Origin of the sequence: Actinoplanes campanulatus, assembly GCF_014647795.1 — a bacterium.
GTDB classification, from domain to species: Bacteria; Actinomycetota; Actinomycetes; order Mycobacteriales; family Micromonosporaceae; genus Actinoplanes; species Actinoplanes campanulatus.
This window is the reverse complement of the sequence record NZ_BMPW01000012.1, coordinates 58156-80127: the sequence shown is the minus strand read 5'-3', so window position 1 is coordinate 80127 and position 21972 is coordinate 58156. Positions and strand designations below refer to the sequence as shown.

The 21972-nt window shown below is 71.8% G+C and carries 23 protein-coding genes; 9 read left to right on the top strand and 14 right to left on the bottom strand.

Annotated features, from left to right (window positions below; genetic code table 11):
* Nucleotide 1: 1 nt before the first annotated feature.
* From IEZ13_RS23310 to IEZ13_RS23290, 5 genes are all read left to right on the top strand, one after another.
* On the top strand, nucleotides 2-1432 hold the full coding sequence (locus IEZ13_RS23310; RefSeq protein WP_183226222.1) for an ABC transporter ATP-binding protein: 1431 nt from the start codon (nucleotides 2-4) through the stop codon (nucleotides 1430-1432).
* Nucleotides 1429-2232 carry an energy-coupling factor transporter transmembrane component T family protein gene (locus tag IEZ13_RS23305; protein ID WP_183226221.1) on the top strand — a complete coding sequence of 268 codons (804 nt, stop codon included), beginning with the start codon at nucleotides 1429-1431 and terminating at the stop codon, nucleotides 2230-2232. Before IEZ13_RS23310 ends, IEZ13_RS23305 begins: the two co-directional genes overlap by 4 nt.
* Before the next feature lie 111 nt (nucleotides 2233-2343).
* Nucleotides 2344-4029 carry a CehA/McbA family metallohydrolase domain-containing protein gene (locus tag IEZ13_RS23300; RefSeq protein ID WP_183226220.1) on the top strand — a complete coding sequence of 562 codons (1686 nt, stop codon included), beginning with the start codon at nucleotides 2344-2346 and terminating at the stop codon, nucleotides 4027-4029.
* Nucleotides 4026-4517 carry a hypothetical protein gene (locus tag IEZ13_RS23295; RefSeq protein ID WP_183226219.1) on the top strand — a complete coding sequence of 164 codons (492 nt, stop codon included), beginning with the start codon at nucleotides 4026-4028 and terminating at the stop codon, nucleotides 4515-4517. Before IEZ13_RS23300 ends, IEZ13_RS23295 begins: the two co-directional genes overlap by 4 nt.
* A gap of 65 nt (nucleotides 4518-4582) precedes the next feature.
* Nucleotides 4583-5506, top strand: coding sequence for a 5,10-methylenetetrahydrofolate reductase (locus tag IEZ13_RS23290; protein WP_183226218.1), 924 nt, complete (start codon nucleotides 4583-4585; stop codon nucleotides 5504-5506).
* Here the strand turns inward: IEZ13_RS23290 and IEZ13_RS23285 are convergent.
* The 3 genes from IEZ13_RS23285 to IEZ13_RS23275 form a co-directional block, all read right to left on the bottom strand.
* On the bottom strand, nucleotides 5497-6498 hold the full coding sequence (locus IEZ13_RS23285) for an aldo/keto reductase (RefSeq protein ID WP_229794932.1): 1002 nt from the start codon (nucleotides 6496-6498) through the stop codon (nucleotides 5497-5499). The genes IEZ13_RS23290 and IEZ13_RS23285 overlap by 10 nt on opposite strands.
* 99 nt (nucleotides 6499-6597) lie before the next feature.
* Entirely contained in the window at nucleotides 6598-7023 is a 426-nt protein-coding gene (locus IEZ13_RS23280) for a PIN domain nuclease (RefSeq protein WP_183226217.1), read from the bottom strand.
* Nucleotides 7020-7226 carry a DUF2191 domain-containing protein gene (locus IEZ13_RS23275; RefSeq protein WP_183226216.1) on the bottom strand — a complete coding sequence of 69 codons (207 nt, stop codon included), beginning with the start codon at nucleotides 7224-7226 and terminating at the stop codon, nucleotides 7020-7022. Before IEZ13_RS23275 ends, IEZ13_RS23280 begins: the two co-directional genes overlap by 4 nt.
* Before the next feature lie 126 nt (nucleotides 7227-7352).
* Here IEZ13_RS23275 and IEZ13_RS23270 point away from each other — a divergent pair, with 126 nt between their 5' ends.
* Nucleotides 7353-7646 carry an MTH1187 family thiamine-binding protein gene (locus IEZ13_RS23270; RefSeq protein ID WP_183226215.1) on the top strand — a complete coding sequence of 98 codons (294 nt, stop codon included), beginning with the start codon at nucleotides 7353-7355 and terminating at the stop codon, nucleotides 7644-7646.
* The gene (locus IEZ13_RS23265; protein ID WP_229794930.1) at nucleotides 7643-8323 is read left to right on the top strand and encodes a haloacid dehalogenase-like hydrolase; all 681 of its coding nucleotides are present in this window, start codon (nucleotides 7643-7645) and stop codon (nucleotides 8321-8323) included. The genes IEZ13_RS23270 and IEZ13_RS23265 overlap by 4 nt, the downstream gene beginning before the upstream one ends.
* On the opposite strand, the gene IEZ13_RS23260 is transcribed toward IEZ13_RS23265, so the two are convergent.
* Together IEZ13_RS23260 and recO are read right to left on the bottom strand one after the other, a co-directional pair.
* Nucleotides 8310-9092, bottom strand: a complete 783-nt coding sequence (locus IEZ13_RS23260) for an isoprenyl transferase (RefSeq protein WP_183226214.1) — start codon at nucleotides 9090-9092, stop codon at nucleotides 8310-8312. The two genes, IEZ13_RS23265 and IEZ13_RS23260, sit on opposite strands and share 14 nt — an antisense overlap.
* Entirely contained in the window at nucleotides 9089-9865 is a 777-nt protein-coding gene (recO, locus tag IEZ13_RS23255; protein WP_183226213.1) for a DNA repair protein RecO, read from the bottom strand. Before recO ends, IEZ13_RS23260 begins: the two co-directional genes overlap by 4 nt.
* Before the next feature lie 106 nt (nucleotides 9866-9971).
* On the opposite strand from recO, the gene IEZ13_RS23250 reads away from it, so the two are divergent.
* Nucleotides 9972-10742 (top strand): DUF4097 family beta strand repeat-containing protein, encoded by a 771-nt coding sequence (locus IEZ13_RS23250; protein WP_183226212.1) that lies wholly within the window; start codon nucleotides 9972-9974, stop codon nucleotides 10740-10742.
* Here IEZ13_RS23250 and IEZ13_RS23245 read toward each other — a convergent pair.
* The 8 genes from IEZ13_RS23245 to IEZ13_RS23210 form a co-directional block, all read right to left on the bottom strand.
* A complete protein-coding gene (locus IEZ13_RS23245; RefSeq protein WP_183226211.1) occupies nucleotides 10729-11766 on the bottom strand; it encodes an acyltransferase family protein in 1038 nt (345 codons plus the stop codon). The two genes, IEZ13_RS23250 and IEZ13_RS23245, sit on opposite strands and share 14 nt — an antisense overlap.
* Nucleotides 11767-11848: 82 nt before the next feature.
* Nucleotides 11849-12724, bottom strand: coding sequence for a GTPase Era (gene era, locus IEZ13_RS23240; RefSeq protein ID WP_183226284.1), 876 nt, complete (start codon nucleotides 12722-12724; stop codon nucleotides 11849-11851).
* Nucleotides 12725-13206: 482 nt separating this feature from the next.
* On the bottom strand, nucleotides 13207-13587 hold the full coding sequence (locus IEZ13_RS23235; protein ID WP_183226210.1) for a cytidine deaminase: 381 nt from the start codon (nucleotides 13585-13587) through the stop codon (nucleotides 13207-13209).
* Nucleotides 13580-14929, bottom strand: coding sequence for a hemolysin family protein (locus IEZ13_RS23230; protein ID WP_183226209.1), 1350 nt, complete (start codon nucleotides 14927-14929; stop codon nucleotides 13580-13582). Before IEZ13_RS23230 ends, IEZ13_RS23235 begins: the two co-directional genes overlap by 8 nt.
* Nucleotides 14930-14931: 2 nt before the next feature.
* A complete protein-coding gene (ybeY, locus tag IEZ13_RS23225) occupies nucleotides 14932-15402 on the bottom strand; it encodes an rRNA maturation RNase YbeY (protein WP_183226208.1) in 471 nt (156 codons plus the stop codon).
* A 24-nt stretch (nucleotides 15403-15426) separates the two neighbouring features.
* Complete coding sequence (locus IEZ13_RS23220; protein ID WP_183226207.1) at nucleotides 15427-16506, bottom strand: PhoH family protein; 1080 nt, start codon at nucleotides 16504-16506, stop codon at nucleotides 15427-15429.
* 116 nt (nucleotides 16507-16622) lie between these two features.
* Nucleotides 16623-18020 (bottom strand): serine hydrolase domain-containing protein, encoded by a 1398-nt coding sequence (locus IEZ13_RS23215; RefSeq protein ID WP_183226206.1) that lies wholly within the window; start codon nucleotides 18018-18020, stop codon nucleotides 16623-16625.
* A 73-nt stretch (nucleotides 18021-18093) separates the two neighbouring features.
* On the bottom strand, nucleotides 18094-18441 hold the full coding sequence (locus IEZ13_RS23210; protein WP_183226205.1) for an HIT domain-containing protein: 348 nt from the start codon (nucleotides 18439-18441) through the stop codon (nucleotides 18094-18096).
* 73 nt (nucleotides 18442-18514) lie between these two features.
* Between IEZ13_RS23210 and IEZ13_RS23205 the strand changes: the two genes are divergently transcribed.
* Nucleotides 18515-20881, top strand: coding sequence for a beta-glucosidase (locus IEZ13_RS23205; protein ID WP_183226204.1), 2367 nt, complete (start codon nucleotides 18515-18517; stop codon nucleotides 20879-20881).
* 245 nt (nucleotides 20882-21126) lie between these two features.
* Here the strand turns inward: IEZ13_RS23205 and IEZ13_RS23200 are convergent, their stop codons facing one another.
* The gene (locus IEZ13_RS23200) at nucleotides 21127-21861 is read right to left on the bottom strand and encodes a 16S rRNA (uracil(1498)-N(3))-methyltransferase (RefSeq protein ID WP_183226203.1); all 735 of its coding nucleotides are present in this window, start codon (nucleotides 21859-21861) and stop codon (nucleotides 21127-21129) included.
* Nucleotides 21862-21972 lie beyond the last annotated feature (111 nt).

The following is a 21972-nucleotide window of genomic DNA, read 5'->3' as shown; positions in this document are numbered from 1 at the left end:
CATGGGTGAGGTTCGGCTTCGCGGCTTCGGGTGGCGGCACGCCGGGCGCCGCGCCTGGGCGGTCCGCGGACTGGACCTGGAGATCCGGCACGGCGAGCGGGTGCTGCTGCTCGGTCCCTCCGGGGCCGGCAAGAGCACCCTGCTCGCCGCGCTCGCCGGTCTGCTGCCGGAGGACTCCGGCGAGTCCGAGGGCGCCATCGAGATCGACGGGCTGGACCCGCGCAAGGCCCGCGAGCGGGTCGGCATCGTCTTCCAGGACCCGCAGACCCAGCTCGTGATGGCCCGCAGCGGCGACGACGTGGCGTTCGGGCTGGAGAACCGGGGAGTGCCGGCCGGCGAGATCTGGCCACGGGTGTCCGACGTGCTGGATCGCGTCGGTTTCCCGTACCCCGTCAACCGGTCCACCGCCGCGCTCTCCGGCGGTGAGGCGCAACGTCTCGCCCTGGCCGGGGTCCTGGCCCTGCGGCCCGGACTGCTGCTGCTGGACGAGCCGACCGCCAACCTCGACCCGGCGGGCGCCGGGCTGATCCGGGACGCGGTGGCCCGGACCGCCGATCCCTCGACCACGCTGATCATCGTGGAGCACCGGGTGGCCGAGGCCCTTCCGCTGGTCGACCGGGTCGTGGTCCTGGAGCCGGGCGGTGGCGTGCGCGCCGACGGCACGCCCGAGCTGATCTTCGCCGCCTACGGCGACAAACTCGCCGGCGAGGGCGTCTGGGTGCCCGGGTTCAGCACGCCGCCGGTCAAGGCCACATCAAAACCGGCAGACGATCTGGTACGCGTGATGCGCGCCGAAGTCACGAACCGCCTCCCACCCGTCTCGCTGTCCGCCGCGGCGGGCGAGGTGGTGGCCGTGACCGGGCCCAACGGCGCCGGCAAGTCCACGCTGGCGCTGCTGCTCGGCGGCCTGCTGGCGCCGACGTCCGGCCGGGTCGAGGCGTTCGGGGACCGCCGCCCGCCGCACCGCTGGCGGGCCGCCACCCTGACCGGGCGGATCGGGTCGGTCTTCCAGAACCCGGAGCACCAGTTCGTCACCGGGCGGGTCGCCGACGAACTGGCGCTCGGCCCACGCCGGCTGGGCCGCACCCCCGAGCAGATCCGCCGCACCGTCGACGACCTGCTGGACCGGCTGCGGTTGACCCGGCTCGCCGAGGCGAACCCGTACACCCTCTCCGGCGGTGAGGCCCGCCGGCTCAGCGTGGCCACGGCGCTGGCCACCGCCCCCCGGCTGCTGGTGCTCGACGAACCCACCTTCGGCCAGGACCGGCGCACCTGGCGGGAGCTGGTCGAGCTGCTGGCCGGGCTGCGCGACGACGGTCACGGGGTGGTCGCCGTCACGCATGATGACGCTTTCGTCCGTACCCTCGCTGATCGAACCGTGCCTCTCGGGGAGCCGGCGCCGGACCCGCTGCCGCGGAGGTCTCGTCCGTGAGCCTGTCCGTGGAGCCGATCGCCGACCCCGCCGCGCCGCTGGCCCGCCGTAACCCGGTCGCCAAGCTGGGCGCCGCGCTGCTGTTCACGCTGCCGCTGATCCTGTCCGTCGACCCGTTCACCCCGTCCGCGGCCCTGGTCGTGGAACTGCTCGTGCTGCCGTTCTTCGGCATCCGGATGCGGCTGCTGGCCCGCCGGCTGGCCCCGCTGCTGCTTGCCGCGGGCGGGATCCTGGTCACCATGGTCCTGTTCGCCGGCGAGCGGACCGGGGCCACCGTGGCGTCGCTCGGGCCGTTCGACGTCACCACCGGCGTGCTGGCCACCGCGGGCGCGCTGGTGCTGCGGATCTTCGCGATCGCGCTGCCCGGCATCGTCGTCTTCGCCACCACCGACCCGACCGATCTGGCCGACGCGCTGGTGCAGAACGCGAAGGCCCCGGCCCGGTTCGCGATCGGGGCGCTGGCCGCGTTCCGGCTGGTGCCGCTGCTCGGTCAGGAATGGCGGGCGCTCACCCTGGCCCGGCGGGCACGCGGGGTGGACGCCGGGCGCAACCCGCTGGCCAAGCTGCGGCTCTTCGCATCGACGGCGTTCGCGCTGCTGGTGGGGGCGCTGCGGCGCGGGGTGCGGCTGGCGGTGGCGATGGACGCGCGCGGGTTCGACGCCGGCGTCCCGCGTACCCACGCGCGGGTGCAGCACTTCACCGCGCCCGACGCCGTCCTGCTGGCCGCCGCCCTCCTGACCGGCCTCGCGATCCTCACGGCCACGATGCTGCTCGGCTTCTTCAACCCGATCATCGGCTGACCGGCCCGGTCCATGGACGTGTAGCACCTTCGCCTTCGACGGGCTGATCGTTCGCCGGGCGGACACGGAATCGACAACGGGCGTTGTCCTGATGGGACGAGGGTGTCCGCCATGGGTCACGGCCACGATCATTCTCACGACCACTCCCCCTCCGGGAAAGACCTTCCCGAGGCTCTCGATCTCTCCGTTCCGGACGCGGAACTGTCCCCCACCGACGTCACCCGCCGGCGCCTCCTGCTCGGCGCCGGACTGCTCGGCGCCGGGGCCGCCGCCTCCGTGCTGGCCCACCCGGGCGCCGCCGCGGCTCACGGCGCCTCCCCGCAGACCGCGCAGGGCGGCTTCCGATGGCTCGCCGGCGACCACCACATCCACACGCAGTACAGTTCGGACGCCCAGTACCGGGTGATCGACCAGGCCCAGCACGGGTACGCGTACGGCCTGGACTGGCTGGTCATCACCGACCACGGCAGCGCCACCCACGCCAAGATCGGTGTGGACAAGGTGAACCCGGACATCGTCGCAACCCGTTCCGCGTTGCCGGGCCTGCTCACCTTCCAGGGCCTGGAGTGGAACATTCCGGCCGCCGAGCACGCCACCGTCTTCGTGCACCCGGGCAAGAACGAGGTCGAGGTTCTCAAACAGTTCGAGACCCGGTACGACGGCTCGCTGCTCCCCTCGGCCAACACCGCCGCCCAGAACGAGGCCATGGCCGTCGCCGGCATCAAGTTCCTCGGCGAGCAGGTCAAGGCCCGCAAGATCGACGGCGCACTGTTCTTCGCCAACCACCCGGCCCGGCGCGGCATCGACTCCCCGCACGAGATCCGCAACTGGCGCGACGCCGACCCCACGGTCGCCGTCGGTTTCGAGGGCGCACCCGGCCACCAGGCCGCCGGCATCCCCGCCCCGAACGGCCGGGGCGGCGCCCGCGGCTACTACGACAACAGCCCGTCGGCCGCGTCGTTCGCCGGCTACCCGCTGGAGTCGTATCGCACCTGGGGCGGCTTCGACTGGATGACCGCCACGGTCGGCGGCCTGTGGGACAGCCTGCTCGCCGAGGGCAAGGCGTGGTGGATCACCGTCAACTCGGACAGCCACGTCAACTACCTGGACCAGACCGAACGCGGGCCGGGCAGCGACTTCAACGCCAACGGGAGGTACGACGACCCGGTCTACAACGGCTCGATCAACACCCAGGCCGGCGACTTCTGGCCCGGCTACTACGGCCGCACCAACGTGGGTTCGACGTCGTTCTCGTACCGGGCGGTCATGGACGGCCTGCGCTCCGGCCGGGTCTGGGTCGACCACGGCCGGCTGATCAAGGCGCTGGACGCCCGGGTCCGGGTCACCGGCGACCGCCGCCGGTCGACCGGCACCCCGCTCGGCGGTGTCCTCCAGGTCCGGCGCGGCACGTCGACCGAGCTGGTGCTCGACATCGACCTCCAGGACGTGCCGAACTGGGCCGGGTTCATCCCGGTCCTCAAGCGGGTCGACGTGATCGTCGGAACGGTCACCGGGCCGGTCACCGACCGGGACGCCTTCACCGCCCCGGACACGAGGGTGGTCAAGTCCTTCGAGGTCTCCGCGACGGGCGGCAGGGTGTCGTTCAGCCACCACCTGGGCCGCCTCGACAAGCCGTTCTACCTGCGGGTCCGCGGCACCGACGGCAACCGCACCCAGCCCGGCCTGCTCGGCGCGTCGGTCGACCCGTACGGGCCGCGACTCGACGTGAACGGCGCCGCCGACCCGTGGGGCGACCTGTGGTTCTACACCAACCCCATCTGGGTCCTGCCCCGATGAGTCAGTCGGTTGCCACCGCCCGGATCGTCGGGGTCAGCCTCGGGCACCGGACCCTGGCCGAGGCCGACCACTGGATCACGGCGCTGACCCCGGCGCCGGTGTTGGCCTGCACCCACCTGGTCGCCACGCCCTACCCGCACGTCGCGATCAGCCTGCTCACTGCCGCCTCGTTCGAGACCGGCCCGGAGCTGGCCACCGCCGCCGGGGAGGCCGCCGCCGGGCGTGACGGGCGGGCCGTACGGTTCCCCGGCGTGGAACGGCTCACCGGCGAGCTGACCGTGAGCGAGATCCTCCAGCGCAGCGCCATCTCCCGGGTGGAGGTGCTGGGCGGCGGCCCGGCCGACCCGGCGACCGTGGTGGAGACCGGCGACTTCGTCCGCCCACGGTTCCGGGCCGGCGAACTGGTCCTGATCACCACCCCGGCGGCGGGTGGCCGGCTGATCCCGTTCGAGACCCGCAACCCCACTCCCTGCTGCGCCGACCACTGATCGCAGAGCGGGACGGGACGTGTGCGATGCCCGGCCACGCCGGGGCTACCCCTACTGTGGGTCGCATGTCTCGTCCCCCTTTGCGACAGCTCCTGGCCGAGGCCCGCAGTGGCGTCCTGGTGTTCAGCATCACCCCACCGCGGAGCCACGCCACCGAGGACCGGATCAGCGAGATCGCCGAGGTCACCCTGAAGCGGCTCGGCGCGCTCGACCTCGACGGCCTGATCCTGTACGACATCGACGACGAGTCCGACCGGAACCCGGACGAGCGGCCCTTTCCGTACCTGCCGACCCTCGACCCGGCGCGCTACTACAGCCGGCATCTGGCCGCCGGCTGGCGGGAGCCGGTGATCATCTACCGCTGTGTCGGCAAATACCCCGAGGACGAGCTGCGGGGCTGGCTGGCCGGCGCCGGCGACCAGATGCTGACCGTCTTCGTGGGCGCCTCCTCGGGCGGCAAGCCGGTGCACACCGGCCTGCGCCGGGCCCAGGAGCTGCGCAACGAGGTCCGCCCCGACCTGCCGCTCGGCGCCGTCGTGATCGGCGAGCGCCGCGACGAGCACCTGCGCATGCTGGCCAAGCAGGAGCTGGGCGTCGGCTTCTTCGTGACCCAGGTGATCTACCACCTGAACGACACGAAGAACCTGCTCAGCGACTACTACCTGGAATGCCGGGAGCGCGGCGTCGACCCCCGGACGGTGATCTTCACGCTGTCGCTGTGCGGCTCGCTGAAGACCCTGGAGTTCGTCCGCTGGCTCGGTGTGGACGTGCCCCGTTGGCTGGAGAACGCGATCCGCCACTCGCCCGACCCGCTCGCCGAGTCCTACCGGCAGTGCATGCTGATCGCCCGGGATCTGATCGACTTCTGCGAGCACCTGGGCATCCCCTACGGCTTCAACATCGAGAGCGTCTCGATCCGCAAGGCCGAGATCGAGGCCACCACCGAGCTGGCCACCGAGGTCGCGACCCTCCTCGACCGTCAGCGCTGATCGATCTCGGCCAGCTCCCCGGCGGTGAGCCTGATCCCACCGGCGGCGATGTTCTCCTCCAGGTGAGCGACGTCGCCGGTGCCCGGGATCGCCAGCACATGCGGCCCCTGATGCAGCGTCCAGGCGAGCCGCACCTGATGCCCGCTGACCCCGCGCCTCCGCGCGATCCGCCACTCCGCCCTGTCGTCTCCCGCCGTCACGCCGCCCTCCTGCCCCGGGCCGGTCTCCTGCCCCGGGCCGGCCTCCCGCCCCGGGCCGGCCTCCCGCCCCGGGCCGGCCTCCCGCCCCGGGCCGGCCTCCCGCCCCGGGCCGGTCTCCCGCTTCGGCCCGGCGATCGCGAAGAACGGGACGAAGGCGATCCCGCGGGCGCCGCACTCACGCAGCAGATCCTCGTGCCGCCGGAGATCCGTGGCGAAGGCGTTCTGCACGCACGCCACCGGCGCGATCCGCTGAGCTTCGTCGAGCTGCTCGACGCCGACGTTGGAGATCCCGAGATGGCGGATCAACCCTTCCGCACGCATCTCGGCCAGCGCCCCGAACCGCTCCGCGAACCTCTCCCGATCCCGCACGATCCGCAGGTTGACCAGGTCGAGCGCTTCCACCCCGAGCCGCCGCAGATTCTCCTCCACCTGCCGGCGCAACTGCTCCGCGGTGAGAGCCTCACCCCAGCCACCGTCGGCCCGCGGGTCCGGCCCCACCTTCGTGACGATCATCAAACCTTCCGGGTACGGCGTGAGCGCACCCCGGATCAACTCGGCCGCAAACCGAACCGGCCCGTCCTCCCCGTCGAGGATCCCGCCCGGCGAGAAGTAGAACGCCGCCGTGTCGATGTGATCGACCCCGAGCTCAACGGCCCGGCGCAGCACCCGAACAGCCCGCTCCCGATCGGCCCGCACGGTGAGCCGCATCGACCCGAACCCCATCCGATTGACGAACGTGTCCCCGAGCTTCCACCGCCCGGCCACTGACGCATCGATTCGCTCCACTGTCACCCGGCGAAGCTACGCCCCGGCCAGGGCACCCGCACTCGGCCGCGCTCCCGATACCGGCGAATCGCCATCCCTGATAGTTTTCAGACAGAGCCGATGCCCTCAGTTGACCGACCCGGGCTCCGCGATCCACCGCACCGGCTGCCCGGTCACCTCAGCAACACTCACGAAGTCCCGGTCGTAGTGCAGCAGTGTGTACCCATGCTCCTCAGCTGTGACCGCAGTGAGCAGATCCACAACGCCAGCGGATCTCTGCGCCCCGTTCTCGGACAACGCCGCCTGCAACTCGGAGGCTCGTTGGAAGACCCGATCCGGCATGACGACCCAACCGAAGAGTTTCCGGATCAGTGCCTGCTGCTGCTCTCTGTCGGCATGCGAACGAGCGGTGTAGAGCAATTCGAGTTCCGTGACGGTGCAGGTCGCGATGTGACCATTTTCGACCGCACGGTCCCATTCTTCGAGGATGCCGGGATTGCGAAGCAGCCTGATCAGCGCGCTGGTGTCCACCAGATACATCGCGTCACTCACCGGCGGTTCCTCTTGTCGAGGAGTTCATCGAACTGACCGGTCTTGGCGATCTCCACCAACTCGGCGAGGGCTCGAACTCGCTGGACCCGGTCAGCGGCATCACGCAGGGCCGCGTTGACAGTCTCGCTCGGCGTCGTCGTCCCATAGAACTCTGCCGCGTCGGCGAGCGCCTGCGCATCCAGATCGCCCAGGTCCTTGGTCATGAGGTCTCCCATACGGCAACCAACCCTTTCAGCATAAATTACTTGTCATGCGACAGCGTGCCTAACGCCTAGGGTAGTCGTACGCATTGATCGACTCAAGCGCGAGCCACCTGGAAGGATGAGGGGATGCTGGTTGCCTTCTCCGTCACGCCCATCGGGACCGGGGACTCCGTCGGCGACGCTGTCGCCGAGGCGGTCCGGGTGGTCCGCGCCTCCGGTCTGCCGAACCGGACCGATGCCATGTTCACCACGATCGAGGGCGAGTGGGACGAGGTGATGGCCGTCGTGAAGCAGGCCGTCGACGCCGTCGCGACGGTGGCCCCACGGGTCAGCCTGTCACTGAAGGCGGACGTCCGGCCCGGCGTGACCGGCGCCCTGACCGCCAAGGTGGAGCACATCGAGCGGGTGCTGGCCGAGTGAGGCGCCTGGTGATGTGGGACATCGACTACACCCTGCTGCGCGGCGGCGGGGTGACGACGCGGGCCTGGAAAGCGGCGTTCACCGAGGTGACCGGGGTGGAGTGGCGGGACACGCCGAACTTCGGCGGGCGGACCGACACGGACATCTGCACGGAGGTGTTCGCGTCCCACGGGGTCACCGACTGCACGCCGGAGCGGTTCTTCGCCCGCTACGTCGAGGTGGTCCACGAGATCCGGCACGAGTTCGCCGAGCAGGGCGCGCTGATGCCGGGCGTCCGTGCGGTGGTGGCCCGTCTGGCCGACGACCCGGGGGTGGTGCAGACCCTGGTGACCGGCAACGTCCCGCAGGTCGCCGCGGTGAAACTCGCCGCCTTCGGGCTGGGCGGCGAGTTCGACGCCGAGGTGGGCGGTTACGGCACCGACCACGCGGTCCGGGCGGTCCTGGTGCGCCGCTGCCTGGAGCGGGCGCAGGCGAAGTACGCCGAGAGCTTCCACCCGGTGGTGATCGGCGACACGGTCCACGACGTGACCGCGGCCCTGGCCAACGGTGCGGTCGCGGTCGCCGTGGCGACGGGGCGCACCGCCGCGGCGGAGCTGGCCGCGGCGGGCGCGCACGTGGTGCTGCCGGATCTGGCGGACACCGACGCCGCCGTGGAGGCGCTGGTTACGTCGGGCTGACCGGGTTCGGCAGGGCCCCACCGAAGCGGCGGTCGCGCTGGGCGTAGAGCTCGCACGCATACCACAGGTGGCGGCGGTCGAAGTCGGGCCAGAGGGTGTCGAGGTAGACCATCTCCGCGTACGCCGACTGCCAGAGCAGGAAGTTGGACGTGCGCTGCTCGCCGGACGGGCGCAGGAACATGTCCACCTCCGGGATCTCCGGGTGGTAGAGGTAGCGCGCGATGGTCTTCTCGTTGACCTTGTCGGCCTTGAGCTTGCCGGCCGCCACGTCCCGGGCGATGGCCGCCGCGGCGTCCGCGATCTCGGCCTGGCCGCCGTAGTTGACGCAGAACTGGAGGGTGAGCTTGGTGTTGCCCCGGCTCATCTCCTCGGCGGTCTGCAACTCACTGATGACGCTCTTCCACAGCCGGCCGGCCCGCCCGGACCAGACCACCCGCACGCCCAGATCGACCAACTGGTCGCGGCGACGGCGGATGACGTCCCGGTTGAAGCCCATGAGGAAGCGCACCTCCTCGGGCGAGCGCTTCCAGTTCTCGGTGGAGAACGCGTACGCCGAGAGGTAGGGGATGCCGATCTCGATGGCGCCCTCGATGGTGTCGAAGAGCGAGTGCTCCCCCTGCTCGTGGCCCTTGGTCCGGGCGAGCCCGCGCTCCTTGGCCCAGCGGCCGTTGCCGTCCATGACGATTGCCACATGCTTCGGCAACGCGGCCGTGGGCAACTGTGGTGGCCGGACGCCGGAGATGTGTGGGGTGGGCGGACGCGGGCTCAAGGGTTCAACTCCCGTCGATCGACAAGCGGGAGCGAGCGCAGCGCCCGCTCCATGTGCCATTGCAGGTGGGCGGCGACCAGACCGCTGCACTCGCGGCGCACCGCGGCCTCGGCGGCGTCCGCGACGGTCCAGTCGCCGGAGGTGAGTGCGGACATCAGGCCGAGGGTGGCCGGGCTGGGATGGGCGGCGCCGGGTGGGCGGCAGTCGGGGCAGACCGCGCCGCCGGCCGGGACGGCGAAGGCGGCGTGCTGCCCGGGGGTGCCGCAGACCGCGCACTCGGTGAGCGCGGGGGCCCAGCCGGCGAAGGCCATGGCGCGCAACAGGTAGGCGTCCAGCACCAGACCGCCCAGGTGCTCGCCGGCCGCCAGGGCTTTCAGCGCGCCCAGGGTGAGCTGGAAGAGCCGGAGCGCGGGCTCCCGCTCGACCGGGGTGAGCCGCTCGGCGGTCTCGCAGATGGCACTGGCCGCCGTGTAGCGCGGGTAGTCGGTGAGGAAGCTCTTGCCGAACAGGGTGACCGCCTCGACCTGGCTGACCGAGTGAAGCGAGCTGCCCAGCCCCTCGGGGGAGCCGGCGAGTTGCAGGTCGATGTGGCCGAACGGCTCGAGCCGGGCGCCGAACCGGGAGTTGATCCGGCGGACCCCGCGGGCGACGGCGCGCAGCCGGCCGTGGCGCCGGGTCAGCAGGGTGACGATCCGGTCGCTCTCGCCCAGTTTCTGCACACGGAGCACCACCGCGTCGTCGCGGTAGAGCTGGCGGCGGTATCCGGCGGGCACCCCGCCATTCTGCCCGGTACCTACGACAGACCCTGACCCGGATCTCAGGGTTGACTCCGGGGCGGAACCCGATGGCTTTCCCGGACGGCGCAAATAGGTTCAGCACATGAGCCGAAGAGTTGCCCTGATCCTCGCCGCCGTCACGGTGGGCGGCACCCTGGCCGGTTGCGACGGCGCGGTGGGCGCGCGGCTGACCTTCGAGGACACCGAGACTGTCAAGATCACCGAGATCGTGCTGTCCGGCCGGCACAGCGACGTCCGGATCACCGGCAGCGAGACCGCGACCGAGACGACGATCCGGCGGATCATCACGGGCGACAGCGATCCGGGCACCACCTACCAGCGGAAGGACGGGGTGCTGACCCTGACCTCCGACTGCGGGCCGGACTGTGGCGTCGACTACGAGATCACCGCGCCCGCGTCGGTCACCGTGCGCGGCGAGCTGACCTCCGGCGACGTGGGCCTGATCGGGGTCGGCCCGGTCGACATCCGCCTCACCTCGGGGGACGTGATGGTGGACCACGGCACCGGCCCGCTGAAGGTGCGGGCGACCTCGGGCGACCTCAACGTGGTGGGCCGCTCCGAGGTGACCCTGGAGGCTCAGTCCGGCGATCTCAGCGTGCTGAACGCCGCCGGCCCGGTCACGGTCCGCACCACCTCGGGCGACATCGACGTCGAGTTGGCCGAGGCGTCCTCGGTGACCGCGGCGGCCACCAACGGCGACGTCCAGGTGATGGTCCCGGCCGGCGCCTACCAGGTGCGCACCGGATCGACCTCCGGCGACCAGGAGGCGGTCGGCGTCACCAACGACCCGAAGTCCACGAACGTCCTGGACGTGCACACCCGGAACGGGGACGTGAGCGTCATCGGAGGCTAGGGACGGGCTCGGGGGTGGCCGGCGCCGGGGAGACCGGGACGGGGGCCGGCCGGCCGGCCAGCAGGGTGGCACGGCGCCCTGCGGCCAGGTCCTCCACCCAGCCGACCGCGGCGGTCACCACGCCGAGCAGCAGGAAGACCACGGCCGTACGCCAGCCGATGCCGACCCAGCCCTGGACCGGCAGACCGTGCCGCTCGCCCCACTGGGTGACCGCGACGATCACCGGCACGTGCCAGAGGTAGATCGTCAGCGCCCGCGCGTTCAGCAGGGTCAGCACCCGGTGGCCGCGCACCACCGGCCGGACGCATCCGAGCGCGACCAGGATGAACGCGGCCGACCAGAGCGCGTTGCCGAGCGGGATGTCGTTGAGGTCGTAGCCCCGCGGCCCGGGATGGGTCAGCACCCAGACGGCGGCCGGCACGGCGAGCCCGGCCGCGATGGCGAGCAGCCGTTTACGGCCGAGTCGCTCCAGGTGCCCGTCGTGGTGGGCGAAGCCGAGCAGCCAGGCCCCGCCGTACAGGGCCAGGCCGTGCGCCACCGGTGGCACGGTCACCCCGGTCAGGGTGATCGCCAGCAGCGCCAGGAACGGGGTCAGCACGGTCGCCACCGGGAACCTGCGGTAGAGCGGCAGCGCCAGCGGCGACAGCAGCACCATCCAGAGGAAGTCCCGCAGGTACCAGGTGTGGCTCAGCCCTTGCATCCACCAGCCGGTCGCCTCCGGGGTGTCCAGGGGGAACCCCCAGAGCAGGAGCATCGGGTTCACGCTCGACGTGCCGGTGGCCAGCATGGTCGCGATCGCGATCAGGGCGATCACCCACAGCGAGGGCAGAAGGCGGCGGATCCGCCGCTCCACCGCCCACACCCCGAACCGGTCCAGCGAAGCGGCCATCAGCGAGCCGGCCAGGGCGAACATCACCGACATGGCCGGCAGGACCACGGTGAGCGTGGTCCAGCCGGTCAGGTGATAGACAACCACCCGGACGGTCGCCACAGCGCGCAGCATGTCCAGGTACCGGTTTCGCATGGCCCAAGGTGTTACCCCCGAACCGGCAACCTGTGCAAACTATGGTGAAGTTCACCATAGTTGGAGAATGTCCAAGTTTCGATTAAAAACCTAACTTACGCAGTTGCTTCGGATCGCGCTGCCACTCCTTGGCGACCCGAACGTGGAGGTCCAGGTAGACCCGCCGGCCGATCAGGTTCTCGATCTCCGTCCGGGCACGCGAGCCCACCTCCTTGAGCCGCGCGCCCCGGGTCCCGATGACGATCGACTTCTGACTGTCGCGCTCCACGTAGAGATCCGCGTAAATCTTGGTGAGGTTGCCCTCGACCAGCATCTCCTCGACCATGACCGCGATCGAGTGGGGCAGTTCGTCGCGCACGCCCTCGAGCGCCGCCTCCCGGATCAGCTCCGCGATCAGCACCTGCTCCGGCTCGTCGGTCAGCACGTCGTCCGGGTAGAGCTGCGGCGACTCCGGCAGGTGCTTGACCAGCACATCGGTCAGGGTCTCCACCTGATGGCCGGAGACCGCGCTCACCGGGACGATCTCCGCGAAGTCGTACAGCTCGGAGACGGCGAGCAGGCGCTGCGCCAGGGTGGCCGGGTCGACCAGATCGACCTTGGTGACCACCGCGATGACCTTGGCCTTCAGCTCGCTGATCTCCGACGAGATGAAGCGGTCGCCGCGGCCGATCGGCTCGTCCGCCGGGAAGCAGACCCCGATCACGTCGACCTCGCTCCACACCTCGCGGACCAGGTCGTTCAGCCGCTCGCCGAGCAGGGTCCGGGGGCGGTGCAGGCCCGGGGTGTCGACCAGGACGAGCTGCGCGTCCGGCCGGTGCAGGATGCCGCGGATGACGTGCCGGGTGGTCTGCGGCTTGTTCGAGGTGATCGCGATCTTCTGACCCACGATCGCGTTCGTCAGCGTCGACTTCCCGGCGTTCGGTCGCCCGACGAAACAGGCGAAACCGGCACGGTACACCCCATCATCACGCTTCGCGGCACTCGCGGCCCTGTGCCGGTGCTTCTTCGGCGAAACCCCTTTTCCGGTACGCGGTGAGCTGTCGGCAGAAGCACCAGCCCGTCCCTGGGAGCTCGTGGGAAGCCCGGCCTTACCCGTAGGTTTTCCATCACTTCCGCCACGACGGGGCGCGTTCGGCGTACCCGATGCCTGGAAAGCCCGGCCCGCGCCGGAGCCGCCGCGTGACCGCCCGCCCTGCTCCGCAGCCTGCTCGGTGGCCCGGCGGGCCGCCCGCCGCTCCTGACGCCGCAGCTCGTTGCGCTCCCCCGCGGTGAGACGGCGCTCGTCCGGCGCCTTCTTCGGGGCCTGAGCGTGCTGCTCGGCGGGCGTCTTCTTCGGAGCCTGACCGCGCTGCTCGGCGGGCGTCTTCTTCGGGGCCTGACCACGCAGTGCGGCGGGCGTCTTCTTCGGAGCCTGACCGCGCTTCTCCGGCTGGTCCGCCATCACTGGACCGTGCCGGCCAGCGCGCCGCTCGGGCCCGCAACGTGGATCGGCGCGCCGGCCGCCAGGTCACGCACCGCGGCGTGGCCCGCGCCCTCCAGCTCGGTGGACTCGGTCACCACGGCGGCCGCCTCCAGCCGGGTCGCCCCGGACGCGGCCGCCTGCGCGACCGCCAACTGCAACGCCGTCACCGACAGGTGGGGCAGCGCCACGGTGGCCGCGGCGTAGGTGCGGCCGTCCTGGTCACGCACCGCCGCGCCCTCGGACGCGCCCACCCGGGCGCGGGAGCTGCGCGCGAGGGTCACCAGTTTGGCGTCCTCGGCGCTCAGCGGAGTGTCACCGACGCCCGGAACGGCGACGGCGGCGAAGGTCTGGTCAGGCATCGGCGGGTTGTCTTTCCTCGTTCTCGGCAACGTTCTCATCGTCCTGCTCGGCGGCGGGTTCCGGCCGCACCCGGCGCACCAGCACCGAGTCGATCCGGTTGCGCCGCCCGGTGGCGCCCTCGGCGGTCAGGTGCAGGCCCCCGACCTCCGCCTTGGCACCCGGAATGGGCACCCGGCCCAGCGTCTGCCCCAGCAGGCCGCCGACCGTCTCCACCTCGTCGGCGGGCAGTTCCACGCCGTACACCTCGCCCAGGTCCTCGATCGGCAGCCGCGCGGCCACCCGCACCGCCCCGTCCTCCAGGTACTCGATGGGTGGGCGCTCGACGTCGTACTCGTCGGTGATCTCGCCGACGATCTCCTCGAGGATGTCCTCGATCGTCACGAGGCCGGCGGTGCCGCCGTACTCGTCCACCACGATCACCAGGTGGTTGCGGGCCGCCTGCATCTCGGAGAGCAGGTCGTCGACCGGTTTCGACTCGGGCACGAAGTTGGCCGCGCGCATCGCCTCGGCCACCGCCTGGGCGGTCGCGTCGGGATTGCCGTTCTGGGTGAGCCGGATGACGTCCTTGAGGTAGAGCACACCCAGCACGTCGTCGACGCTCTCGCCGATCACCGGGATCCGCGAGAAACCCGACCGCAGGAAGAGGAAGAGCGCCTGCTGCAACGTCTTGGGCGCCTCGATCCACACCATCTCGGTCCGCGGCACCATCACCTCGCGGGCGATCGTGTCACCGAGGGTGAACACCGAGTGGATCATCTCGCGTTCGCCATGCTCCACCACGCCGCGCTGCTCGGCCAGGTCGACCAGCTCCCGCAGCTCCACCTGGCTGCCGAACGGCCCCTCCGGGAACCCCTTACCGGGTGTCACCGCGTTACCGATCAGGATCAACAGCTGGGCCAGCGGGTTGAGCACCCGGCCGAGCCAGCGCACCAGCGGGGCGGTCGCCCGGCCCACCGCGTACGCGTGCTGGCGCCCCAGGGTGCGCGGGGCCACCCCCACCACCACGAAGCTGACCAGCGTCATGGCGCCCGCCGAAACCAGCGCGGCCCGCCAGCCGACACCCCAGGTGTCCACCGCGACCAGGGCCACCAGCGTGGTGGCGGTGAGTTCGCAGAGCAACCGCAGCAGAAGCAGCAGGTTTACGTAGCGGACCACGTCGGAGGCCACCGCGGCCAGCGCGCCCGCACCGCGGCGGCCCTCCCGGGCCAGCTCGGTGGCGCGCGCGTGCGAGACGGTGGCCAGCGCGGCGTCGGTCATCGAGGCCAGGCCGGCGAGCAGCACCAGAGCGACCGCGAGAAGGATCAGTTGCAGGTCCGGCAGCCCGGCCGACGCGGGGTCCATGATCAGCCGGCTTTACGCCCGGCGCGCCAGCTCTGCAGCAGCTTGTTCTGCAGGGCGAACATCTCGCGCTCCTCCTCCGGCTCGGCGTGGTCGTAGCCGAGCAGGTGCAGGGCGCCGTGCACGGTGAGCAGGTGCAGCTCGTCGGCGGCGGCGTGCCCGGCCGCGGCGGCCTGCTTGGCGGCCACCTCAGGGGAGAGCACGATGTCGCCGAGCAGGGCCGGCTCACCGGTGCCGGACTCGCCGGGGCCGTGGTCGACGCTGCCCTCGTCCATCGGGAACGCGAGCACGTCGGTCGGGCCGTCGCTGCCCATCCACCGGTGGTTCAGCTCGGCCATGTACTCGATGTCGACGAGCAGGATCGACAGCTCGGCGAGCGGGTTGACCCCCATCTCGTCCAGGGCGTGCCGGGCAACCGCGAGGATCGCGTCGGTGTCGACCTCGACTCCCGACTCGTTGGCGATCTCGATGGACATAGTGGTGCGATTACCCCTTGCGAATCAGCGCCGGCGGCCCGGTGCCCGGCCACCGCTGGCGGCCCGGCCCGGCACGGCGTGGACGGATTGTGCCGACTGTTGTTCCAGGACGGCGTCGTAGCGCGCGTACGCGTCGACGATCTCGGCGACCAGCCGGTGCCGCACCACGTCGGAGCTGGACAGCTCCGCGAAGTGCACGTCCTCCACGTCGCGCAGGATCTCCCGCACGATCTTGAGGCCACTGGTCGTCCCGCCGGGCAGGTCGATCTGGGTGACGTCACCGGTCACCACGATCTTCGCCCCGAACCCGAGCCGGGTCAGGAACATCTTCATCTGCTCGGGTGTGGTGTTCTGCGCCTCGTCCAGAATGATGAACGCGTCGTTGAGCGTGCGGCCACGCATGTACGCCAGCGGCGCGACCTCGATGGTCCCGGCGGCCATCAGGCGCGGGATGGACTCCGGGTCGAGCATGTCGTGCAGCGCGTCGTAGAGCGGCCGCAGGTACGGGTCGATCTTCTCGGTCAGTGTGCCGGGCAGGAAGCCGAGCCGCTCCCCCGCCTCGACCGCCGGCCGGGTCAGGATGATCCGGTTGATCTGCTTGGCCTGGAGGGCCTGCACCGCCTTCGCCATGGCCAGGTACGTCTTACCGGTGCCGGCGGGGCCGATGCCGAAGACGATGGTGTTCTGGTCGATGGCGTCGACATATTTCTTCTGGCCCAGCGTCTTGGGCCGGATGGTGCGCCCGCGGCGGGACAGGATGTTGAGGGTGAGCACCTCGGCGGGGCGCTCGGAGGTGTTCTCCTCGAGCATCCGCAGGGTGCGGCGGACGGCGTCGACGCTGAGCGTCTCACCCTTCTCGATCAACTCGATCAGCTCGGAGAAGAGGCGCTCGGCCGTCGCGTTCTCCGCCGGATCGCCGGTGATGGTGATCTCGTTGCCACGGACGTGCACGTCACTGTCGAGGTTGCGCTCGATGAGCCGGAGGATCTCGTCCTTGGCGCCGAGCAGGTTCACCATGATCTTCGGATCGCTCACCGAGATCTTGGTCTGCGCCCGCACCGGGCTGGTCGATCCAGTGCTGGATTCGTTCGGCGTACCGGTCATAGGGTGGCCCGAAGGGCCTCCGCCACCTGCTCTCTTCTTCTTCGCCACCGCGGGTCGGGCGGCTCGCTCAAGGATCGTGCCATCCTATCCGCTCGGCCGCCCGCCCGCCGATGCCATTATCGCCGGTTAGTGGTTTCCGGCCCGTCGCTCGCCGGGCCTCCGTCGAAGCCCTCCTGGAGACGGGCGAACCGGTAGGTCGCCCAGTGCATCCGGACCACCGCCCCGCTGTCGTCGCGGGTGAGCCGCAACAGCTCGCCGGCCTCCCGCCCGGAGACGGTACGCAGCACGTCAGGCCGGTCCGGCAGCGGCTCGAAGATCGCCGGCGGACGCCCGGCCGGCGCCTCGGCGGCCCGCGCCTGGAGCCGGCCGTCGTGCCAGGCGAAGACGAACTCCATGCCCTCGCTCCACCAGCGGCCGAGCACCGGCCGGTACGCGGGCGGCGCGGGCGGCGCGGCCCGCCACGGCCGGATCTCCGCCGGGTCCAGCTCGGCGGCGAGCCGCAACAGGTCGTGGACCAGCTCGTTGGTCTGCCCGGCGGTGCCGGACGAGCCGAGCACCGCACAGCCGAGCGCGCCCGGGTTTCCGTCGCCGCCCCGCCGGCCGTAGACACCGGCCAGGAAGCCGGGCATGGCGCCGTCGTGGCCCACGTGCATGACCCGCTTGCCCTCCGGGACCAGGATCAGGCCGAGCCCGAACCCGGCCGCCCAGAGGCTCTCGTCGGTGGTGGTGAGCGGCCAGCGCATCTCGTCGACGGTGTCCGCGGCGAGCACCCGGCCGTCCGGGTCGGCGGTCTCCGGGCTGGCCAGGAAGGCGGCCCACTTCGCCATGTCGGCCGCGGTGCTCCAGAGCTGGGCGGCCGGTGCCACACCGCCGACGTCGACCGGCGGCTCCGGGCGGGCCGCGTCGGAGTACGCGTCGACCAGGTAGCCGACGGCCGCGTCCACCGGCCGGCCGGCCGTGGTGTGCGCAAGGCCCAGCGGGGTGAGGACACGCTCGGTGAGGATCTCGGCCCAGGTGCCGCCGCGCAGGCGGGCGACCATCTGACCGAGCACCGCCAGGCCGAGGTTGGAGTAGTGGAACCGCCGGGCGTTGGGCAGGACCCGCTCGGCCCGGTCCAGTTCGGCGAGCATCCGGCCGGCGTCGGGGGAGATCAGGGTGTCCCAGACGTCGCCGTACGGCTCCCGCTGGAACCCGGCGGTGTGCGAGAGCAGCCGGCGGACCGTGGCGTCGCCGTGCGCCGGCACGTCGAGGTACTTGCCGATCGGCGCGTCCAGGTCGACCAGGCCCTCGTCGCGGGCCTGCATGACCAGCACCGCCGTGAAGGTCTTGGTGACCGATCCGATCCGGAAGCGGGTGCCCGGCCCGAGGGGGTGGTCCGGGTTGCCGGAGTCGCCGACGGTGAAGACCCACGGCTCCCGGTCGGCGCGGTGCAGCGCCACCGAGAGCGCGGGTATCCGGCCGTCGGCCTGGGCCCGGCGGGCGGCGCGCTCGTAGCGAGGGGTGGGCACGCTCATGCCATCGCCTCCGCTTCGCTCCGGCGCCGGCACGAGTTCAAGACTGAGCCCGATGATTCGCGCGCAAGCTCGCTCATCGGCTGACCAGCATAGGTCCGAGCGGGGCGCCGCCGACGACGTGCGCGTGCACGTGGTGGACCTCCTGACCGCCGTGCTCCCCGGTGTTGAAGATGACCCGGAAGCCGTCCGTCAGGCCCTCCAGCTCGGCGACCTTGGCGGCGGTGGCCAGCACGTCGGCGGCCGCGGCCGGGTCGGCGGCCAGTTCGATCACGTTCGCGTGGTGGGCGACCGGGATGACCAGGACGTGGCTGGGCGCCTTCGGGTCGATGTCACGAAAGGCGAGGGTGGTCTCGGTCCGGTGCACGACGGTGGCGGGGATCTCGCCGCCCAGGATGCGGCAGAACAGGCAGGTGTTTTCCACCTCATGGATCTTATGGCCGGGGGTGGGCTTAGATGGGCGTCGGAACCTCCGACACACTCCTGGGAGCGCTCTCATGACCGATCTCGACGACCTTCTCGGCCGGCTCACGCTGGAGGAGAAGGTGTCCCTGCTGACCGGACAGGACTTCTGGTCACTGCCGGCCGTGCCCCACATCGGGCTGCGGTCGCTGGTCATGTCGGACGGCCCGGTCGGTGTCCGGGGCACCGGCTACACCCCCGAGGACCCGTCCGTGGCCCTGCCCAGCCCCACCGCGCTCGCCGCCACCTGGGACACCGCGGTCGCCGAGCGGGCCGGCCGGCTGCTCGGCCAGGAGGCCCGGCGCAAGGGCGTGCACGTGCTGCTCGGCCCGACCGTCAACATGCACCGCACCCCGCTGAACGGCCGCCACTTCGAGTGCTACTCGGAGGACCCGCTGCTGACCGGGGAGATCGCGGCCGGGTTCGTGGCCGGCGTGCAGGCGCACTCGGTCGGCACCACGGTCAAGCACCTGGTCGGCAACGACTTCGAGACCGACCGGATGACCGTCGACGTCCAGATCCCGGAGCGCGCGCTGCGGGAGATCTACCTGGCCCCGTTCGAGCGGGTGGCGGCGGCCGGCGGGTGGGGCGTGATGAGCGCGTACAACGGGGTCAACGGCACGCCGATGGCCGCCAACGGGCGCCTCCAGGACGAGATCCTCAAGCGGGAGTGGGGCTTCGACGGGGTGGTCGTCTCGGACTGGCGGGCCGCCCGGGACACCGTGGCGGCCGCGCTCGGCGGGCTCGACATCGCGATGCCGGCCATGGACAACCCGTGGGGTCCGGCGCTGGTCGAGGCGGTCCGCTCCGGAGCCGTGCCGGAGGAGGTCATCGACGACAAGGTGCGCCGGGTGCTGCGGCTCGCCGCCCGTACCGGGGCCCTGGACGGGCACACCCTTCCCGCGCCGCCGCCGGAGGAGGACGGCGACGCGGTGGCGCACGAGGTGGCGGTCCGGTCGTTCGTCCTGGCCCGCAACGAGCGCGCCACCCTGCCGCTGCGGGCCACCGACCTCACCCGGGTCGCGGTGATCGGCGCACTGGCCACCGACGCGCGAGTGCTCGGCGGCGGCAGCGCCCAGGTCACCCCGCGGCACGTGATCTCCCCGCTGGACGGGTTGCGCGCGGCGCTGCCCGGGGTCGACGTGGCACACGCGGTCGGCGCCGACCCGCGCCCGTTCCTGCCGCCCGCGCAGGGCCCCGACTGGGCGCCGTTCACCTTCTCCGCCGAGGGGCACGACTTCCCGGTCGACACGGCCACCATCCGCTGGCTCGGCGACCCGCCCGGCGGGCTGCCGGTGGCCGCGATCACCACCCTCGAACTGCGTACCGAGATCACCCCGGCGGTCGGCGGCGAACACGTGCTGGCGGTCTCCGGGTTCGGCGCGTTCCAGCTGGTCGTCGGCGGCGAGACGCGCTACCAGGGCTCGCTGCACCCGCCCGGCACCGGCCGCGCCGACCTGCTGCTGCACCCGCGCGAGCAGCGGTTCATCGTGAAGCTGGAGGCCGGCGTACCGGTTCCGGTGCTGCTGCGGCAGACCTTCGAACCGGGCATGGCCCACTCGGTCTCCACCACGCTCGGCCACCGGGCGCCCGGTCCGGACGACGACGGCCTGATCGCCGAGGCGGTCGAACTGGCCGCCCGCTCGGACGTGGCGGTCGTCGTGGTCGGCACCACCGAGCAGGTCGAGTCGGAGGGCTTCGACCGCGTCTCGCTGGCCCTGCCCGGCCGCCAGGACGAGCTGGTGTCCCGGGTGGCCGCGGCCAACCCGCGCACGATCGTGGTGGTGAACGCCGGCTCGCCGGTGCTGCTGCCCTGGTCCGAGGAGGCGGCCGCGGTGCTGATCACCTGGTTCCCCGGGCAGGAGGCCGGCGCCGCGCTGGCCGACGTGCTGCTCGGCGTCGCGGAGCCGGGCGGCCGCCTGCCCACCACCTGGCCGCGCCGGGAGGAGGACTGCCCGGTCCTGGAGGTGCGTCCCTCGGACGGCACACTCGCCTACGGCGAGGACATCCGGATCGGCTACCGCGGCTGGTCGGCCCGCCCGCTCTTCGCGTTCGGTTCCGGTCAGGGTTACACCACCTGGGCGTACGGGGAGATCGCGCTCGACGCCACGCAGGCGCGGGTGACGCTCACCAACACCGGCGACCGCCCCGGCCGGGAGGTCGTGCAGGTGTACCTGTCGGCGGACCGGTCCGGCCCGGCGGACCGCCCGGAGCGGTGGCTCGCCGGTTTCGCCACCGCCGCAGCCGCCCCCGGCGAGACGGTGACCGTGACGATCCCGCTGCCCGAGCGCACCTTCCAGGTGTGGGACGGCGGCTGGCGCACGGTGCCCGGCGACTACACGGTAACCGCCGCACACGCCCTCGACGCCCCCCGCCTAACCACCACAATCACTTTCCCCTGACCCCTCCAGCCGACCCCCAGAGCGGCCTCAAGCCCGCCCAACAACCCTGACTTCCAGCCAGGATTCCCCAGCCGGCCCCCAAAACGGTCCCACGATCGCCGAAACAGCCCTGACAGCCAGCCAGGATTCCTCAGCCGGCTCCCAGAACGGTCTCACGGACCTTGAAGCAGCCCTGGGAGCCAGCCGGGATTCCTCAGCTGGGTGTCAGGGATTTCTCACGGTCCGTGAGACCGCTCTGGAGGGGGTCACCAACGGGTCAGGCGGCTGTTCAGGACGGCTAGGGCGGCCACTCCGGCGGTGGAGGTGCGCAAGACGGCGGTGCCCAGGCGGACCGGAGTCGCGCCCGCCTCGCGGAAGATCTCCAGTTCGGCGTCGCTGATGCCGCCCTCGGGGCCGACCACCATGACGATGTCGCCCTGTTCCGGCAGAGCGGCGGTGGAGAGGCGCTCGGTGGCCTCCTCGTGCAGCACGAAAGCGGCCGCCGCGCCGGAGATGCGAGCTGCCACCCGCTTTGTCGAGCAGTCGGGGTCGCCGGTCACCAGCGGCAGCCAGGAGCGGCGGGCCTGCTTGGCGGCCTCACGGGCGGTGGCCGTCCACTTGTCGCGCGCCTTGAAACCACGGTCGCCGCGCCACTGGGCCACCGACCGGGACGCCGCCCAGGGCAGGATCTCGTCCACCCCGACCTCGGTCATCGCCTGGACGGCCAGCTCGCCCCGGTCACCCTTGGCGATGCCCTGTACGACGACCAGCCTCGGGTCGGCGGCCGGCTCCTGGCCGACCGCGCTGACCATCACGTCGACGCTGCCCCGCCCGACCGCGGTGACCTCGGCCCGGGCGGTGCCGCCACGCCCGTCGGCGAGGATCAGCGTCTCACCGACCCGAAGCCGCTGCACGGTGGCGGCGTGATGCCCCTCCGGGCCGTCCAGCGTGTACGACGATCCGGTGGGCAGGCTATCGACCAGGAACAGCGGCGCGGACATCCCAGAGACGCTACCCCTCACCCGAAGCCGGCACCGACCAGCACCGCCGGTCGCTCACGAGTCCGCCGCACGCGCGCCCACCCAAGGACACACCAACCACCGGCGCGGCAC

Coding starts and splice junctions, on each gene's coding strand:
- IEZ13_RS23275 (WP_183226216.1), bottom strand. CDS start 7,226: ATGACCAAGGACCTGGGCGATCTGGATGCGCAGGCGCTCGCCGACGCG.
- IEZ13_RS23230 (WP_183226209.1), bottom strand. CDS start 14,929: ATGGACCCCGCGTCGGCCGGGCTGCCGGACCTGCAACTGATCCTTCTC.
- IEZ13_RS23215 (WP_183226206.1), bottom strand. CDS start 18,020: ATGAGCGTGCCCACCCCTCGCTACGAGCGCGCCGCCCGCCGGGCCCAG.
- IEZ13_RS23245 (WP_183226211.1), bottom strand. CDS start 11,766: ATGCGAAACCGGTACCTGGACATGCTGCGCGCTGTGGCGACCGTCCGG.
- IEZ13_RS23290 (WP_183226218.1), top strand. CDS start 4,583: ATGTCTCGTCCCCCTTTGCGACAGCTCCTGGCCGAGGCCCGCAGTGGC.
- IEZ13_RS23235 (WP_183226210.1), bottom strand. CDS start 13,587: ATGCCTGACCAGACCTTCGCCGCCGTCGCCGTTCCGGGCGTCGGTGAC.
- IEZ13_RS23310 (WP_183226222.1), top strand. CDS start 2: ATGGGTGAGGTTCGGCTTCGCGGCTTCGGGTGGCGGCACGCCGGGCGC.
- IEZ13_RS23220 (WP_183226207.1), bottom strand. CDS start 16,506: ATGACCGGTACGCCGAACGAATCCAGCACTGGATCGACCAGCCCGGTG.
- IEZ13_RS23200 (WP_183226203.1), bottom strand. CDS start 21,861: ATGTCCGCGCCGCTGTTCCTGGTCGATAGCCTGCCCACCGGATCGTCG.
- IEZ13_RS23250 (WP_183226212.1), top strand. CDS start 9,972: ATGAGCCGAAGAGTTGCCCTGATCCTCGCCGCCGTCACGGTGGGCGGC.
- ybeY (WP_183226208.1), bottom strand. CDS start 15,402: ATGTCCATCGAGATCGCCAACGAGTCGGGAGTCGAGGTCGACACCGAC.
- IEZ13_RS23300 (WP_183226220.1), top strand. CDS start 2,344: ATGGGTCACGGCCACGATCATTCTCACGACCACTCCCCCTCCGGGAAA.
- IEZ13_RS23270 (WP_183226215.1), top strand. CDS start 7,353: ATGCTGGTTGCCTTCTCCGTCACGCCCATCGGGACCGGGGACTCCGTC.
- IEZ13_RS23295 (WP_183226219.1), top strand. CDS start 4,026: ATGAGTCAGTCGGTTGCCACCGCCCGGATCGTCGGGGTCAGCCTCGGG.
- IEZ13_RS23205 (WP_183226204.1), top strand. CDS start 18,515: ATGACCGATCTCGACGACCTTCTCGGCCGGCTCACGCTGGAGGAGAAG.